The organism is Agrococcus sp. SCSIO52902, from assembly GCF_022983135.1.
Taxonomy (GTDB): Bacteria; Actinomycetota; Actinomycetes; order Actinomycetales; family Microbacteriaceae; genus Agrococcus; species Agrococcus sediminis.
On the sequence record NZ_CP095269.1, the window covers coordinates 2,295,830 to 2,312,220 of the forward strand.

Sequence of the window (16,391 nt, forward strand, 5' to 3'; positions counted from 1 at the left end):
CGGTGGGAGCGGGACGCCGTCGGCCCGCGGCGCGCGAGGAGCGCGCAGGACTACCTGGTGACGACCGCGGGATCTGCGGCGGGCTCGGCCTCGTCCTGGGTGCGGGACTCGGGGAGCTCGGTGTAGACATCCGAGTCTACGCCCTCCTGCGTGCCCGGCTCGCGCCCTGGCTGCCACGGCGAGGGCTCGAGGCCCGGGTGGCGTCGCGTCTGCACGATCCAGACGACGAGTCCGACCGCGATCGCGAGGAACGCCATCCACACGTTGGTGCGGATGCCGAGGATGAGCTCGGACGGGTCGACGCGGATCGTCTCGAACATCGAGCGGCCCACGCCGTACCAGATGAGGTAGAGCGCCACGAGGCGGCCCCACTGCACGTCGCGCCTGCGGTCGATCCACAGCAGCAGCGCCGCGCCGAGCACGTTCCAGACGATCTCGTAGGCGAAGGTCGGGTGGAAGAGCGTGCCCTCGGGCAGACCCACGGGGAACGCGGGGTTGGTCGCCTCGATCTCGAGGCCCCACGGCAGCGCGGTGGGCTGGCCGAAGAGCTCGTGGTTGAACCAGTTGCCGAGCCGGCCGAAGGCCTGCGCGAGCAGCAGCCCGGGCGCGAGCGCGTCGACGAACGTCGTGAACCGCAGGCCGGTCTGGCGGCAGCCGATCCAGATGCCGATGGCGCCGCCGATGAGCGAGCCGAAGATCGCGATGCCGCCCTCCCAGATGTAGAGGGCGCTCAGCGGGTCGCGGCCGGGGCCGAAGTAGTCGTCGGGGTGCGAGACGACGTGGAAGACGCGCGCGGCGACGATGCCGAGCAGCACGGCCCAGACGGCGATGTCGATGACGTACCCGGCCTCGACGCCCCGCTGGCGCAGGCGCCAGCCGGTGAGCACCGCGGCGACGACGATGCCCGCGAGGATGCACAGCGCGTAGGTCTGGATGCCCCAGCCGGCCGGCACGAACGTCAGGCCGATGCTGTACAGCCACTGCCCGATCGGCACCTGCTGCCACTCGGGCGGCGGGCTCGGGATGCTCTGGAGGAGAGGTGTCACGCGGAAGCGCCCTTCTCTGTGCTGTGGGTCGACCCTGTGCTGGGGGCCGGCGTGCTGGGGGCCGGCGCGCCGGCGGCCTGAGTGCCTGCGGCGGCCGGGCCGACGTCGAGTGTACCGGCGGCGAGGGAGGCGGCGAGCTCGCGGACGGCGGGCACGCCGCCGGCGCCGAGCGCCCGCACGAGCGCCGAGCCGACGATCGCGCCGTCGGCGTAGGTGAGCACGTCGCGCACCTGCTCGGCGGTCGAGATGCCCAGGCCGACGCACCGCAGCGCCTCGGTGCCGACGGATGCGGCGCGGGCGGCGATGCGGTCGGCGAGCGCCCGCGCGGCGAGGTCGACGTCGTTCCGCGCACCGGTCGTGCCCATGGTCGAGACGGTGTAGACGAAGCCGCGCGAGCCAGCGACGGCCGCGTCGATGCGCGCGTCGGAGGAGGACGGCGCCGCGAGGAACACTCGGTCGAGGTCGTGCCGCTCGGCGGCCTCGAGCCAGTCGCGGCCGTTCTCGGGCGTGAGGTCGGGCGTGATGAGGCCCGCGCCGCCCGCGGCGGCGAGCCGCTCGGCGAAGCGGTCGACGCCGTAGCGCAGCACCGGGTTCCAGTAGGTCATCACGAGCACCGGCGCGCTCGTGCGGGCGGTGATCGCCGCGACGGCCTCGAAGAGCTCCTCGAGGCGGAAGCCGCGCTCGAGGGTCGACTGGGTCGCGGCCTGGATGACCGGGCCGTCCATGCCGGGGTCGGAGTAGGGCACGCCCAGCTCGATCGCCGTGCAGCCGGCCTCGGCGATCGCGACGGCCGCCTCGATGCTCGTGGCGAGGTCGGGGAAGCCGACCGGCAGGTAGCCGATCAGCGCGCGGCTGCCGCTCGCGCGGATGGCGTCCTCGGTGCGGCTCACAGCTGCTGCGCCCCTTCGTCGAGCAGGTGGAACCAGCGCCCGGCGGTCGCGACGTCCTTGTCGCCGCGGCCCGACAGCGACACCAGCAGCGTCGAGCCCGGCTGCTCCTTCGCGAGCCGCAGCGCGCCCGCGATGGCGTGCGCCGACTCGATGGCGGGGATGATGCCCTCGGCGCGCGTGAGCGCGAGGAACGCATCCATCGCCTCGGTGTCGCTCACCGGCTGGTACTCGGCGCGGCCGAGGTCGTGCAGCCACGCGTGCTCCGGGCCGACGCCCGGGTAGTCGAGGCCGGCCGAGATCGAGTGCGACTCGAGCGTCTGGCCCTCGTCGTCCTGCAGCAGGTACGTGCGCATGCCGTGCAGCAGCCCCGGCGCGCCGCGCTCGATCGAGAGCGCGTGGCGGGCGGTCTCGGCGCCGTCGCCGGCCGCCTCGAGGCCGATGAGGCGCACGTCGGCGTCGTCGAGGAAGGCGTGGAAGATGCCCATCGCGTTCGAGCCGCCGCCCACGCACGCGAGCACCGCATCCGGGAGCCCGCCGGTGAGGGCGATCGTCTGCTCGCGCGCCTCGTCGCCGATGGCGCGGTGGAAGTCGCGCACCATCTCGGGGAACGGGTGCGGGCCGGCGACGGTGCCCATGAGGTAGTGGGTGCTGTCGACGTTCGCGACCCAGTCGCGCAGGCCCTCGTTGATCGCGTCCTTCAGCGTGCGGGAGCCGCTCTTGACCGGCACCACCTCGGCGCCGAGCAGCCGCATGCGGGCGACGTTGAGCGCCTGGCGCTCCGTGTCGACCTCGCCCATGTAGACGACGCACTCCATGCCGAACAGCGCGGCCGCCGTCGCGGTCGCGACGCCGTGCTGGCCGGCGCCGGTCTCGGCGATCAGGCGCGTCTTGCCGAGCCGCTGCGCGACGAGCGCCTGCCCGAGCACGTTGTTGATCTTGTGGCTGCCGGTGTGGTTGAGGTCCTCGCGCTTCAGCAGGATGCGGGCGCCGGCCTGCTCGCTGAGCCGCGTCGCGTCGGTGAGGAGCGACGGGCGGCCGGTGTAGTCGCGCGACAGGCGCGCGAACTCGGCCTGGAAGGCGGGGTCGGCCTTGCACTCGGCGTAGCACTCGGCCAGCTCGTCGATCGCCGCCATGAGCGGCTCCGGCATGAAGACGCCGCCGTAGGCGCCGAACCACGGCCCGTGCTGCTCCCGCAGCGACGGGGACTGCTGCGATGCGCTCATGCTGCCCTCCCGAACTCCGCGACGCGCGACTCGGGGTCGCCGTCGGTGACCAGTGCCTCGCCGACGAGCACGGCGTCGGCGCCGTCCTGCCGGTAGCGCGCGACGTCGGCAGCGGTGCGCACGCCCGACTCCGCGACCGCGACGGTGCCCGCGGGGATGCGCGCGCGCAGCTCGGCGAAGCGCTCGGGGTGCATCGCGAACGTCTTGAGGTCGCGGGTGTTGACGCCGAGGATGCGCGCCTCGGCACCGAGGGCCGCGTCGATCTCGTGCTCGTCGTGCACCTCGACGAGCACCGACAGGCCGAGGCCCTCGGCCTCGCGGTGCAGCTGCCGCAGCCGCGCGGGCTCGAGCGACGCGGCGATGAGCAGCACGAGGTCGGCGCCGAACGCGCGCGCCTCGAGCAGCTGGTACTCGTCGGCGATGAAGTCCTTGCGCAGCACCGGCACCGAGACCGCGGCGCGCACGGCGCGGAGGTCGTCGAGGGAGCCGAGGAAGCGGCGCTCCTCGGTGAGCACGCTGATGGCGCTCGCGCCGCCGGCGGCGTAGCGCGCGGCGAGCGATGCGGGCTCGGGGATGTCGGCGAGCGGGCCCTTCGAGGGGCTCGCCCGCTTCACCTCGGCGATGATGTGGGGACCCGGCGAGTCGGCCTTCGGCGTGCCGAGGATCCGGGCGGCGTCGAGGGGCGCGGGCGTGCGCTCGGCGATCGCCTGCAGCCGCTCGAGCGGCAGGCTCTCGCGGCGTCGCGCCGCGTCCTCGAGCGCGCCCGCGGTGAGCGCGTCGAGCACGCTCAGTGGGCCGTCGGCCCGTGGCCGGCCCGCGTCAGGATCGGCCACAGCACCGCGCCGATCACGAGCAGGCCCGCGCTCGCCCACACGAGCATCGGCATGTCGAGGAAGAAGAACAGCGTGCCGAGGGTGATCGCGACGAGCATGACGATGACGCTGATCCACGCGGCGCGCGAGTTGCCGTGGCCGGGGTCGACGAACGCGGGGTCGTAGTCGGCGATGTGCAGCTCGGCTGCGTGGTCGTCGGTGATGCCGGTGCGTGCGCTCACGGTGCTCCTCAGGTCGATCTGCTCGGCGCGCGCCGCGCGCCTGCCTCGAGTCTACCGAGTCGGGTCCTCGCCGTCGTCCATGGCGTCCCACACGAGCCCGGAGCCCGTGCGCTCGTAGCGGGCGGTGCGGGGCGCCCGCGCGGGCCACCGGTGCGCGGTGAGCAGCACCCAGACGCCGGCGAGCGCGGCGAGCGCGCCGCCCGCGGTCGCGGCGCTCGACCAGCCGGTCGTCGCGAGCTCGGCGACCTCCGCCTGCTGCGCCGTGCCGGCGAGGCCCGTCGCCTCGGCGACGAGCGCCTCGAGCGCGGGCCCGACCCCGGCGACTGCGCCCGCGGCGTGCACGGCCATCAGCACGCCGAGCGCGAGCGCGAGCGCTCCGAGCACCAGGCGCCAGACGCGACCCGCGAGCGGCAGCACGAGCGCGAGCGCCACGGTCGCGAGCGACAGGATCGTCAGGCCGCCGGCGATCTCCTGCCCCGCGGTCGCGAGCATCCGCCCGTCGACGAGCGCGACGGTCGCCCACGGCTGCGTGGCGCCGAGCAGGCCGAGCGCGCCGGCCACGAGCAGCGCGAGCACCGCGACGACGCGGCCGCTCGGCCCGCGCCGGGCGCCCGCCGCCTCGCTCACGGCCGGTGCCGCATGGTGGAGGCGACCGCCACCGCGCGCAGGGGCGCCGCGGCCTTCGCCCGCACCTCCTGCAGCTCGGCGTCGGGGTCGCTGTCGGCGACGAGCCCCGCGCCCGACTGCACGTGCGCGACGCCGTCGCGCATCGTGACGGTGCGGATCGCGATCGCGAGGTCGGCGTCGCCCGCGAGGTCGAGCCAGCCGACCACGCCGCCGTAGACGCCGCGCTGCGCGGGCTCGAGCTCGTCGATCAGCTCGAGCGCCCGCGGCTTCGGCGCGCCCGAGAGCGTGCCGGCCGGGAACGTCGCGCGGAAGGCGTCGACCGCGGTCGCGTCGTCGCGCATCCGGCCCTCGACGGTCGAGACGATGTGCATGATGTGGCTGAAGCGCTCGATCGCCATGAGCTCGGTCACCGCGACGGTGCCCGGCACGCAGACCTTGGCGAGGTCGTTGCGGGCGAGGTCGACGAGCATCACGTGCTCGCTGCGCTCCTTCGGGTCGGCGAGCAGCTCGTCGGCGAGCGCGCGATCGGCGACCGCGTCGTCGCCGCGCGGACGGCTGCCGGCGATCGGATGCATCGTGGCGCTGCCGTCGTGCACGGTCACGAGCGCCTCGGGGCTCGACCCGACGACGGCGTAGGCGCCGCCGTCGGCGTCCTCGAGCGAGAGCAGGTACAGGTACGGCGATGGGTTCAGCATGCGCAGCACGCGGTACACCTCGAGCGGCTCGGCGTCGGTCTCGAGGTCGAAGCGCGCCGAGAGCACCACCTGGAAGACGTCGCCGTCGACGATGTGCCGCTTCGACGTCTCGACCATGGCGCGGAACGCGTCGGCCCCGACGCGCGCCCGCGCGTCGGGGGCGGCGCCGCGGTCGAGCGCCGCGACCGAGCCGGGTGCGTCGCGCTGCAGGCCGGCCTCGAGCGCGTCGAGCCGGTCCTGCGCGTCGCGCCACAGCGCATCCGCGCCCTCGTGCCCGTCGTTCAGGACGTTCGCGACGAGGTGCGCGGCGCCCGTGCGGTGGTCGAGCACCACGAGCGAAGCGGCGAGCGACATCGCGATCGCCGGCACGTCGACCTCGCGCGCGGGCGGCTGCGGCAGGCGCTCGAGCTCGCGCACCGCCTCCCAGCCGATGTGGCCGATGAGGCCGCTCGTGAGCCGCGGGAGGCCCTCGATGCGCGGCGTCGCCCAGCGGCGCAGCACGTGCTCGACGGTCTCGAGGCCGGTGCGCGGCGCGTCATCCCCGAGCAGGCGCTCGCGGCTGACGCGGTCGGAGCGCCACTCGACGCGGTCGCCGTCGGCCGTGAGCGTGCCGAACGACTCGACGCCCACGAACGAGTAGCGGTTCCACACGCCCTGCTGCGCCGACTCGAGCAGGAACGTGCCCGGTCGACCGGCGGCGAGCCGGCGATAGACGCCGACGGGCGTCTCGGCGTCGAGGAAGACCTCGCGCACGACCGGCACGACCCGGTGCGCCTCGAGCAGCGCCTCGAAGCCGGCCCGGTCGGTGGAGCCGGTCACGGCCGCTCCCCCAGCTCGATCGGCGTGAAGAAGCACGAGCGGGCGCCGGTGTGGCACGCGGGCCCCGTCTGGTCGACCCGGATGAGCAGGGCGTCGCCGTCGCAGTCGAGCGCGATCGAGCGCGGCACCTGGATGTTGCCGGAGGTGTCGCCCTTGCGCCAGTACTCCTGGCGCGAGCGCGACCAGAAGGTCACGCGGCCCTCGCTCGCCGTGCGGCGCAGCGCCTCGTGGTCCATGTAGCCGACCATCAGCACGTCGCCGGTGGCGTCGTCCTGGATGACCGCGGCCACGAGGCCGTCGGCGTCCTTCTTCAGCGGCGGAATGCGAAGCATTCCGTGCAATGCCTGGCGGTCGTTCACCTGGTCGTCGTTCACTGCGCCGTCACCCGCGCTCATCGCACCGTCACCCCCGCCGCGCGCATCGCGTCCTTGACCTCGCCGATCGTGCACTGGCCGCTGTGGAAGATGCTCGCGGCGAGCACCGCGTCGGCACCCGCCTCGACCGCGGGCGCGAAGTGCGCCGGCTCCCCCGCGCCGCCCGAGGCGATCACCGGGGTCGTCGCCACCGCGCGCACCGCGCGCAGCAGCTCGAGGTCGAAGCCCTGCTTCGTGCCGTCCGCGTCGATCGAGTTCACGAGCAGCTCGCCGACGCCCCGCTCCACGCCCTCCCGCGCCCAGGCGAGCGCGTCGAGCCCCGCGCCGCGAGAGCCGCCGTGCGTCGTCACCTCGAAGCCCGAGGGCTGGTCGGCGGCGCGCCGCACGTCGAGCGACAGCACGAGCACCTGCGAGCCGAAGTCGGCAACGATGCGGTCGATGAGCCCCGGGTCGCGGATCGCCGCGGAGTTGACGCCCACCTTGTCGGCGCCGTGCGCGAGCAGGCGCGCGACGTCGTCGCGGCTGCGCACGCCGCCGCCGACGGTGAGGGGGATGAAGATCTGCTCGGCGCAGCGCTCGACCACCTCGAGCATCGTGCCGGCGTCCTCGACGGTCGCCTTCACGTCGAGGAAGGTCAGCTCGTCGGCGCCCTGCTCGGCGTAGCGGGCGGCGAGCTCGACCGGGTCGCCCTGGTCGGTGAGGCCCTGGAACTGCACGCCCTTGACCACCCGGCCGTGCGCGACGTCCAGGCAGGGGATGACGCGGGTCGCGAGCACGGCGTCAGATCCGAGCCGCGTGGATGCGCGTCACGATGATCGCGCGCGCCCCGACGTCGGCGAGCGCGTCCATGATGTGGTTGGTCTCGTCGCGGCGGACCATGACGCGCACGGCCGCCCACTCGGGGTCGTGCAGCGGGCTCACGGTCGCGCTCTCGAAGCCCGAGGCGACGCCGATGGCCGCGTCGAGGCGCGAGCGCTCGATGTCGTAGTCGACGAGCACGTAGTCGCGCGCCACGATGACGCCGTCGAGGCGCCGCTTGAGGGTCGCCATGCCCGGCTTCTCGGCGCCGCCGGCGCCGTTCGAGATGAGCACGGCCTCGCTCGAGAGGATCGGCTCGCCGAAGACCTCGAGGCCCTGGGCGCGCAGCGTCGCGCCCGTCTCGACGACGTCGGCCACGGCATCCGCCACCCCGAGCCGCACGGCCGACTCGACGGCGCCGTCGAGGCGCACGAGCTCGGCGCGCACGCCGTGCCCGGCGAGGTGCTGCTCGACGAGCCCGGTGTACGAGGAGGCGATGCGCACGCCGGCGAGGTCGGCCGCCGAGCCGAAGCGGCCCGCGGGGCCCGCGAACCGGAACGTCGAGTGCGCGAAGCCGAGGCCCTGCACCTCGACGGCGTCGGAGCCGGAGTCGAGCAGCAGGTCGCGACCGGTGATGCCGACGTCGAGCGCGCCCGAGCCGACGTAGGTGGCGATGTCGCGCGGCCGGAGGTAGAAGAACTCCACCTCGTTGCGCGCATCGACGACGATGAGCTCCTTGCCGTCGCGGCGGCCGCGGTAGCCGGCCTCCGCGAGCATCCAGGCGGCCGTCTCGGCCAGCGAGCCCTTGTTGGGCACGGCGATCTTGAGCATGGGTTCCTTCACGACTGACGTGTGCTGCTGCGAACGGGGTGCGACGCGTCAGAGATGTCGGTAGACGTCCTGGAGCGTGATGCCCTTCGCGAGCATGAGCACCTGCAGGTGGTACAGCAGCTGCGAGATCTCGATGGCGGCGTCCTCGTCGGTCTCGTGCTCGGCGGCCATCCAGACCTCGGCCGCCTCCTCGACGATCTTCTTGCCGATCGTGTGCACGCCCGCGTCGACGGCGGCGACGGTGCCGGAGCCCTCGCGGCGCTCGGCGAGCGTCTGCTCCAGCTCGGCGTACAGCTCGTCGAAGGTCTTCACCGGTCCAGGCTACCGGGCTGCGGGGCCGCGGCCAGGCGGAGGGCGTGGATGCGCTCGGCCGGGTCGGCGTGCCCGTAGACGGCGGAGCCGGCCACGAAGACGTCGGCGCCGGCGGCCGCGGCGATCGGCAGGGTGTCGGCGGTGATGCCGCCGTCGACCTGCAGCGCGAGCTCGATGCCGAGCTCGTCGGCGCGACCGCGGAGCTCCTGGAGCTTCGGCATCATCTCGGGCATGAACGACTGCCCGCCGAAGCCGGGCTCGACCGTCATGACGAGCACCATGTCGAACTCGCGCAGGTGCTCGAGCACGTCGTCGACGGCGGTGCCGGGCTTCAGCGCGATGGCCGCCCGCGCGCCGCGCGCCCGCAGCTCCCGCGCGAGCGCGACCGCGTCGCGCGTGGCCTCGGCGTGGAAGGTGACCGAGTCGACGCCGTCGATCGCGTACTGCAGCGCCCACGTGTCGGGGTCGTCGATCATGAGGTGCACGTCGATGGGGAGGCTCGTCACCTCGGCGATGCGCTGCACCATGGGCAGGCCGAACGTCAGGTTGGGCACGAAGTGCGCGTCCATGACGTCGAGGTGCACGCCGTCGGCGCTCGCGATGCGCTCGAGGTCGCGCTCGAGGTTGACGAAGTCGGCCGAGAGGATGCTGGGGTGGATCCTGACCATGGGCTCCAGCCTATCGACCGGCCGGTGCCGCCTCGGCCACGGCCGCGTCGGGGGCGGTCGTCAGCAGCTGCACGAACATGGCGTCGGTGCCGTTGCGGTGCGGCCACAGCTGCACCGCGTCGCCCGTCTCGCCCAGCTCGATGCCCGGTGAGAGCTCGCGCACCACGGCGCGGGTGTCGACGGGCACGAGCCCGAGCGCCCCGGCCCGGTCGACGACCGCGCGCGTCTCGGCGAGGTGCGGCGAGCAGGTCACGTAGGCGATGAGGCCGCCGGGCGCGACGGCGCGCGCGGCCGCCTCGAGCAGCTCGCCCTGGAGCGCCGCGAGGCCGGGCACGTCGGAGGGCTGCTTGCGCCAGCGCGCCTCGGGCCGCCGGCGGAGCGCGCCGAGGCCCGTGCACGGCGCGTCGAGCAGGATGCGGTCGAACGCGCGCTCGGTCTCGCCCCGGCCGTAGCGGCGGCCGTCGCCCGTGACGACCTGCGGCCGCGGCTCGATCGCGCGCACTGCCTCGCGCACGAGCCGCGCGCGGTGCGGCGCGACCTCGTTCGCCTCGAGGCGCGCGCCCGACGCCGCCGCCTCGGCGGCGAGGAGCGCCGCCTTGCCGCCGGGGCCCGCGCACAGGTCGAGCCACCGCTCCCCCGCCGCGACGGGGCGGGCGCGGCTGAGCGCGAGCGCCGCGAGCTGCGAGCCGGAGTCCTGCACCCGCCAGCTGCCGTCGGCGATCTGCGGCAGGCGCGCGGGGTCCCCCGGAGGCGCGACGCGGCCGATCGGACTCGCGGTCGCCGGCAGGTCGAGGTCGGCGGGATCGGCGAGCCCCGGCAGCGCGACGAGCTGCACGGAGGGCGGGTCGTTGTCGGCGGCGAGTAGCGCGCCGAGCTCGTCGGCGGCGCCCTCGCGGTCGAGCGAGCGCCGGAGCGCCCGCAGCACCCAGGCCGGGTGGCCCGTCTCGAGCGCGAGCCGCTCGTCGTCGGCGAGCCCTGCCGTCAGCCGCGCGAGGCGCTCCTCGGCAGGCACCTCCGCGAGCCGGCGCAGCACCGCGTTCGCGAAGCCGGCCCTGCCGCGGTGGCGGCCGAGCAGCGCGACCGTCTCGTGCACGGCGGCGTGCGCCGGGGTGCGCATGCGGCTGAGCTGGTGCGACCCGATCCTGAGCGTCGCGAGCGTCGTCGGGTCGATCTGGTCGATCGGCCGGCCCGCCGCGTCGGCGATGAGCGCGTCGTGCTGCCCCTGCCAGCGGAGCGTGCCGTAGGCGAGCTCGGTCGCGAACGCCGCGTCGGCGGGCGTGAGCCGCGCCTCGCGGATGCGGGCGGGCAGCAGCAGGTTGGCGTAGGCGTCGTCCTGGTCGACCGCGAGCACCACGTCGCGCGCCACCTCGCGCGCGCCGGGCGCGTGCTGCCGCTCCTGGCTCACGACGCCACCTCGAAGTCGGCGCTGCCGCCGCGGCCGCGCAGCCAGTCGGCACCCGGCATCGGCCGCCGCCCGGCAGGCTGCACCTCGCGCAGCTCGAGCGGGGCGCTGCCGGTGCCGACGATCGCGGCGCGGCCCGCGAGCACCGCCCGGCCCGGCGGCATGGGCTCCGCGCCTGAGCGGGCGAGCGCCAGCAGCTTCACGCGCTCGCCGTCGACGACCGCGTGCGCGCCGGGCTCGGGCGTCACGCCGCGCCAGCGCGCGAGCACGGCGGGCGCGGTGGCGGCGAGGTCGAGCGCGCCGTCGGCGAGCGTGAGCTTCGGCGCGAAGCTCGGCGCCCCCGTCTGCTCCTCGAAGACGGCGGTGCCGGCCTCGATCGCGTCGACGGCCTCGACGAGCTCGTGGGCGCCGAGCTCGGCGAGCTGCTCGAGCAGGGCGCCCGCGGTCGCGCCCTCCGGGATCCCGGCCTCGCGCATCCGCACCACCGGTCCCGCGTCGAGCGCCTCGACGAGCCGGAAGACGCTCACGCCCGTGACGCCGCGGCCGTCGATGAGCGCGCGCTGCACGGGCGCGGCGCCGCGGTAGTCGGGCAGCAGCGAGAAGTGCAGGTTGATCCAGCCGTGCGCCGGCGCCGACAGCAGCGGCTCGCGCACGAGCCCGCCGTACGCCACGATCACGCCGAGCTCGGCACCGAGCGCCTCGATCGCGGTCGTCGCCGCGGCGTCGAGGCGGTCGGCCTCGATCACCGGCAGCCCGAGCTCGGCGGCACGTGCAGCGACCGGCGTCGGCGTCAGCACGCGCCTGCGGCCCTGCGGCGAGGCGGCGCGCGTGACGACGGCGGCCACCTCGTGGGCGCGCGCGAGCGCCTCGAGGCTGGGGACTGCGGCGGCGGGGCTGCCGGCGAAGACGATGCGCATGGGTTCCGTTCGCGTGGGGGTCAGAGGCCGTCGAAGGGCTCGGGATCATCCAACCGGATGCGGAGCCGGGGCGGCGCCCCGGGCTTCCTCGGACGGGCGGCGGCGGCGAGCACCCGCCCGCGCGCGACGCCCGCGACGTGCGCGCCGTCGGCGTACGCGAAGCGCACGATGGCGCGCTCGAGCCGGTCGCCCGGCGCGCCCTCGGCCGGCACGGGCCCGAGCACGTCGAGGTGCTCGATGCCGGCCAGCGCCTCGAGCGCCTCGGCGACGGCGTCCGGGTGGCCCACGACGGATGCGGTGCGCACGGCGGGCGGGAACCGGAGGCTCCGGCGCTCGGCGAGCTCGGCCTTCGCGAACGGCACCGTCGTGTCGCCGGTCAGCGCGCCGACGGTCGGGCCGATGACGCCGGCGAGCACGACCGTCGCGCCCTCGGCGGCGAGCGCGCGCGCCGTCGCCCACTGGCGCACCGCCTCCTCGGCGACCCGGAGGCCCTCGCGGGCGAGCAGCGAGTCGCCGTCGAGCAGCAGCACGGCGCCGTAGCCGCCGTCGGCGACCGGCTCCGCGCCGCGCGTCGCCACGACGATGCGCGGCCGGGCGTCGATCGTGAGCCGCTCGTGCTCGCCGTCGGCGACGACGACGGGCACGCCCGGCATCGCGCGGCCGAGCTCCTCGGCGATGCGCGTCGAGCCGCGGCCGACCTCGACGAGCCGGGCGCCGTGGCAGGACGGACAGCGCCAGGCGGCCGCGAGGCGTCCGCAGAGCCGGCAGCCGGGCTGGGCGCCGCGGGTGCGCTGGCCGAGCGGGCCGCCGCACGCAGCGCAGCGCGCCCGGGTGCCGCAGTCGCCGCAGCGCAGGCCCGGCGCGTGGCCGGGCCGGGCGACCTGCACGAGCACGGGGCGCGAGGCGAGCGCCTCCCTCGCGGCGTGGAAGGCCGCCGCGGGCACCCGCCTGCCGTCGTCGGCGAGCGCGGTCGGCAGCACGCGCACGCGGTGCGCGCCGACCCGCTCGTGCTCGAGGAACCCGACCTCGACGAGCCGCTCGGCGTCGGTCGAGCGCGCGTGCCCGGCGATCACGAGCGCGCAGCCCGTCTGCCCCTGCCGCACGAGTGCCGCGTCGCGCGCGTGCACCCACGGCGAGAGCGGCTCGGCGAGCAGCGGGTCGCCGTCCTCCCAGACGACGAGCAGGCCGAGGTCGGCGGCCGGCGCGTAGACGGCCGAGCGCGGCCCGATGATCGCGAGGCCGCCGCCGTCGACGCAGCGCAGGAAGCCCGCGTAGCGCTCGGGGTTGCGCTGCCGCGCATCGAGCTCGACGACGCGCTCCTCGCCGACCGCCGCCTCGAGCGCGAGCCGCAGCTGCCGCTGCTCGCGGTGGTCGGGCACGACGAGGATCGCCTGCTCGCCGCGCTCGACGGCCTGCCGGGCGAGCCCGGCGAGCGCGACCGCCCAGCGGCCCACCCACGCCGTGCCGCCGCCGGCGACCGGCACCTCGGCGACGCCCCCGGCGCACTCGAGCGCCACCTTGCGGCGCGCCTCGACGAGGCCCGGCAGCAGCGGGGCGGATGCGTCGTCCGGCTCGAGCGGTGCGGGCGATTCGGGCGGCGCGTCCGGCTCGGGCGATGCGTCCGTCTCGGTCAGCTCGGCGCCCTCGGTCGCGGCCGGCTCGGCAGCCTCCGCCGCGGCGCCCGCCGCCGCACGTGCGAGCCACGCCTTCTCGACCCTGGCCTGGCGGCCGGGGATCGCGACGCGCAGCACGTCGGCGGCGCCGCCCGCGGCGCGGTCGGCCACGGCGCGGGCGAGCGCCCAGACCTCGGGCCGCAGCACGGGGACGGGCGACACCACCGCCTCGACGTCGGCGACCTCGCCCTCCCAGGCGCGCGCATCCGCCACCTCGACGACGTAGCCGGTGGCCGTGCGGTCGCCGCGCAGCGGCACGCGCACGCGCACGCCCGGCGCGACGCCCTCGAGGGCGGGCGGAACCCGGTACTCGAAGAGCCGGTCGAGCTGCGGCAGCCGCGAGTCGACGACGACCCGCGCGTACCGCGCCGTCACGGGAGTCAGAGCCCTGCGGCGGCGCGCAGGTCGTCGACGCGGTCGAGCCGCTCCCAGGTGAAGTCGGGCAGGTCGCGGCCGAAGTGGCCGTAGGCCGCCGTCTGGCGGTACTTGGGCTTGCGCAGGTCGAGGTCGCGCACGATCGCGCCCGGCCGCAGGTCGAAGACCTGCTGGATGGCCTCGCCGATCGCCGCGTCGTCGAGCACGCCGGTGCCGAACGACTCGACGTAGAGGCCGACGGGCTGCGCCATGCCGATCGCGTAGGCCGCCTGCACCTCGAGCCGCTTCGCGAGGCCTGCGGCGACGGCGTTCTTCGCCACCCAGCGCAGCGCGTAGGCGGCCGAGCGGTCGACCTTCGACGGGTCCTTGCCGCTGAACGCGCCGCCGCCGTGGCGAGCGGCGCCGCCGTAGGTGTCGACGATGATCTTGCGGCCCGTGAGCCCCGCGTCGCCCTTCGGGCCGCCGGTGAGGAACGAGCCCGAGGGGTTGACGATCGCGCGCATCGCGCTCGTGTCGAGGCCGAGCTCGCCCACGACGGGGTCGATGATGTGCTCGACCACGGCGGCGCGGATGTCGTCGTTCGTGACCCCGGGCGCGTGCTGCGTCGAGACGAGCACGGTGTCGACGCTGACCGGCCGGAAGCCGTCGTAGCCGATCGTGACCTGCGTCTTGCCGTCGGGCCGCAGGAAGTCGATCTCGCCCGAGCGCCGCACGGCGGCGAGGCGCTCGGCGAGCCGGTGCGCGGCCCACGCGGTCGCGGGCATGAACGAGGGCGTCTCGTCGGTGGCGAAGCCGAACATGATGCCCTGGTCGCCGGCGCCGTCGCGGTCGAGCGGGTCGACGGAGCCGCCGCGCGCCTCGACCGCGGTGTCGACGCCGGTCGCGATCTCGGGCGACTGCTCGCCGATGGACACGGTGACGCCGCACGAGTTGCCGTCGAACGACACCTCGCTCGAGTCGTAGCCGATGTCGACGATGACGCGCCGCGCGACGGAGGCGATGTCGACGTAGCCGGTCGTGCGCACCTCGCCGGCGACGTGCACGAGGCCGGTCGTGACGAGCGTCTCGACCGCGACGCGCGCCTCGGTGTCCTGCGCGAGCATCGCGTCGAGGACGGCGTCGGAGATCTGGTCGGAGATCTTGTCGGGGTGACCCTCGGTCACCGACTCCGACGTGAACAGCCTGAGGCTCACTGGGGCTCCTGTGCGGTGTCTGCGGCGCTCGGCGCGGGGAGGCGCTCGGCGATGGTGTCGATGATGGCGCGGGCCACCGACGCCTTGCTGCCTGAGGCGTCGGCGACGACCCCTGAGGCGTCGAGGACGCGGATGCGCGTGTCGACGTCGCCGAAGCCCGCGTCGTGGCCGACGCGGTTGACGACGAGGAGGTCGGCGCCCTTCCGGGCGAGCTTCTCGCGGCCGCGGCGCAGCAGCGCCTCGTCGTCGGGCTCGGTCTCGGCGCCGAAGCCGACGACGAGCCCGTCCCTGGGCGCACGGGCGAGCTCGGCGAGGATGTCGGGGTTGAGCGACAGCACGATCGTGGGCGCGTCGCCCCACGACTCCTTCGACCGCTTCTCGTCGGCGACGCCGTCGACGCGGTAGTCGGCGACCGCGGCGGCCATCACGACCACGTCGGCGTCGGCACGGGCGAGCATCGCGTCGCGCAGCTGGGCGGTCGTCTCGACGGCCACGACCTCGACGCCCGCAGGCGGCGCGACGTCGAGGTTGGCCCCGACGAGCACCACGTCGGCGCCGGCGGCGTGCGCGGCTGCGGCGAGGGCGACGCCCATCGCGCCGCTCGAGCGGTTGCCGAGGAAGCGCACGGGGTCGATGGGTTCGCGGGTGCCGCCCGCCGAGATGACGACGCTGCGGCCCGCGAGCGGGCGCGGCTCGGCTGCCGCGGCTCGGGCGACCTCGAGGGCCGCGGCGACGACGTCGGCCGGCTCGGCCATGCGGCCGAGGCCGCGGTCGCCGCCGGTGAGCTCTCCCGCGACGGGTCCGACGACCGTCACGCCGCGCCCGGCGAGCGTGCGCACGTTGGCCTGCGTCGCCGGGTGCTCCCACATCTCGGTGTGCATCGCCGGGGCGATCACGAGCGGCGCGCGGGAGGCGAGCACCGTGGTGCCGAGCAGGTCGTCGGCGAGGCCGGTCGCGAGCTTCGCGATCGTGTTGGCGGTCGCCGGCAGCACCATGATGAGGTCGGCCGACTGGCCGAGCGCGACGTGCCGCACGGCGGCGACGTCGTCGAAGACCTCGTCGGAGACGGGGTTGCGGCTGAGCGCCTCGAGCGTCGGCCGCCCGATGAAGCGCAGCGCCGACGCGGTCGGCACGACGTGCACGTCGTGGCCCGCCTGCACGAGCTCGCGGATGGCGAGTGCGGCCTTGTACGCGGCGATCCCGCCGGAGACGCCGACGACGACGCGCATCAGGCCGAGGCCACCTCGTCCTTGGTCAGGACGAGCTTGTCCCGGTGGATCTCGTGCAGGGCGACCGAGAGCGGCTTGTCCTCGATCGTCGCGTCGACGAGCGGGCCGACGTTGTCGAACATCGAGCCCTCGTGGATGTCGGTGTAGTAGTCGTTGATCTGGCGCGCGCGCTTCGACGCGAAGATGACCAGCTGGTACTTCGAGTCGACCTTGTCGAGCAGCTCGTCGATCGGCGGGTTGATGATGCCCTTGGTGCGCATGGGTG

The 16,391-nt window shown here is 75.5% G+C and carries 18 protein-coding genes; all 18 read right to left on the reverse strand.

What is annotated here, in order from left to right:
* Positions 1-50: 50 nt before the first annotated feature.
* Entirely contained in the window at positions 51-1,046 is a 996-nt protein-coding gene (gene lgt / locus MU522_RS11310; RefSeq protein WP_146356172.1) for a prolipoprotein diacylglyceryl transferase, read from the reverse strand.
* A complete protein-coding gene (gene trpA, locus MU522_RS11315; protein WP_246991078.1) occupies positions 1,043-1,936 on the reverse strand; it encodes a tryptophan synthase subunit alpha in 894 nt (297 codons plus the stop codon). The genes lgt and trpA overlap by 4 nt, the downstream gene beginning before the upstream one ends.
* Positions 1,933-3,159: a tryptophan synthase subunit beta gene (trpB, locus tag MU522_RS11320; protein ID WP_146356176.1), complete on the reverse strand. Its 1,227-nt coding sequence runs from the start codon at positions 3,157-3,159 to the stop codon at positions 1,933-1,935. The genes trpA and trpB overlap by 4 nt, the downstream gene beginning before the upstream one ends.
* Positions 3,156-3,992, reverse strand: a complete 837-nt coding sequence (trpC, locus tag MU522_RS11325) for an indole-3-glycerol phosphate synthase TrpC (RefSeq protein ID WP_246991081.1) — start codon at positions 3,990-3,992, stop codon at positions 3,156-3,158. The genes trpB and trpC overlap by 4 nt, the downstream gene beginning before the upstream one ends.
* Positions 3,947-4,165, reverse strand: a complete 219-nt coding sequence (locus MU522_RS11330; protein WP_128189717.1) for a DUF6704 family protein — start codon at positions 4,163-4,165, stop codon at positions 3,947-3,949. The genes trpC and MU522_RS11330 overlap by 46 nt, the downstream gene beginning before the upstream one ends.
* Before the next feature lie 99 nt (positions 4,166-4,264).
* On the reverse strand, positions 4,265-4,840 hold the full coding sequence (locus MU522_RS11335) for a Trp biosynthesis-associated membrane protein (RefSeq protein WP_246991083.1): 576 nt from the start codon (positions 4,838-4,840) through the stop codon (positions 4,265-4,267).
* Complete coding sequence (locus MU522_RS11340; protein ID WP_246991086.1) at positions 4,837-6,354, reverse strand: anthranilate synthase component I; 1,518 nt, start codon at positions 6,352-6,354, stop codon at positions 4,837-4,839. The genes MU522_RS11335 and MU522_RS11340 overlap by 4 nt, the downstream gene beginning before the upstream one ends.
* Positions 6,351-6,686 (reverse strand): phosphoribosyl-AMP cyclohydrolase, encoded by a 336-nt coding sequence (gene hisI, locus MU522_RS11345; RefSeq protein ID WP_246993548.1) that lies wholly within the window; start codon positions 6,684-6,686, stop codon positions 6,351-6,353. The genes MU522_RS11340 and hisI overlap by 4 nt, the downstream gene beginning before the upstream one ends.
* Before the next feature lie 59 nt (positions 6,687-6,745).
* The gene (hisF, locus tag MU522_RS11350) at positions 6,746-7,504 is read right to left on the reverse strand and encodes an imidazole glycerol phosphate synthase subunit HisF (RefSeq protein WP_128189704.1); all 759 of its coding nucleotides are present in this window, start codon (positions 7,502-7,504) and stop codon (positions 6,746-6,748) included.
* A gap of 4 nt (positions 7,505-7,508) precedes the next feature.
* On the reverse strand, positions 7,509-8,357 hold the full coding sequence (hisG, locus tag MU522_RS11355) for an ATP phosphoribosyltransferase (RefSeq protein WP_128189703.1): 849 nt from the start codon (positions 8,355-8,357) through the stop codon (positions 7,509-7,511).
* A 48-nt stretch (positions 8,358-8,405) separates the two neighbouring features.
* Positions 8,406-8,669 (reverse strand): phosphoribosyl-ATP diphosphatase, encoded by a 264-nt coding sequence (locus MU522_RS11360; RefSeq protein WP_128189702.1) that lies wholly within the window; start codon positions 8,667-8,669, stop codon positions 8,406-8,408.
* The gene (gene rpe / locus MU522_RS11365; protein WP_128189701.1) at positions 8,666-9,337 is read right to left on the reverse strand and encodes a ribulose-phosphate 3-epimerase; all 672 of its coding nucleotides are present in this window, start codon (positions 9,335-9,337) and stop codon (positions 8,666-8,668) included. Before rpe ends, MU522_RS11360 begins: the two co-directional genes overlap by 4 nt.
* A 10-nt stretch (positions 9,338-9,347) precedes the next feature.
* Positions 9,348-10,742, reverse strand: coding sequence for a transcription antitermination factor NusB (locus tag MU522_RS11370; RefSeq protein ID WP_246991088.1), 1,395 nt, complete (start codon positions 10,740-10,742; stop codon positions 9,348-9,350).
* Complete coding sequence (locus MU522_RS11375) at positions 10,739-11,656, reverse strand: methionyl-tRNA formyltransferase (RefSeq protein WP_246991091.1); 918 nt, start codon at positions 11,654-11,656, stop codon at positions 10,739-10,741. The genes MU522_RS11370 and MU522_RS11375 overlap by 4 nt, the downstream gene beginning before the upstream one ends.
* Positions 11,657-11,676: 20 nt before the next feature.
* Complete coding sequence (locus MU522_RS11380; protein ID WP_246991093.1) at positions 11,677-13,704, reverse strand: primosomal protein N'; 2,028 nt, start codon at positions 13,702-13,704, stop codon at positions 11,677-11,679.
* Positions 13,705-13,709: 5 nt separating this feature from the next.
* Complete coding sequence (gene metK / locus MU522_RS11385) at positions 13,710-14,897, reverse strand: methionine adenosyltransferase (RefSeq protein WP_246991096.1); 1,188 nt, start codon at positions 14,895-14,897, stop codon at positions 13,710-13,712.
* Positions 14,894-16,126, reverse strand: a complete 1,233-nt coding sequence (coaBC, locus tag MU522_RS11390; RefSeq protein ID WP_246991099.1) for a bifunctional phosphopantothenoylcysteine decarboxylase/phosphopantothenate--cysteine ligase CoaBC — start codon at positions 16,124-16,126, stop codon at positions 14,894-14,896. The genes metK and coaBC overlap by 4 nt, the downstream gene beginning before the upstream one ends.
* On the reverse strand, positions 16,126-16,386 hold the full coding sequence (rpoZ, locus tag MU522_RS11395; protein WP_128190043.1) for a DNA-directed RNA polymerase subunit omega: 261 nt from the start codon (positions 16,384-16,386) through the stop codon (positions 16,126-16,128). Before rpoZ ends, coaBC begins: the two co-directional genes overlap by 1 nt.
* Between the last annotated feature and the right edge of the window lie 5 nt (positions 16,387-16,391).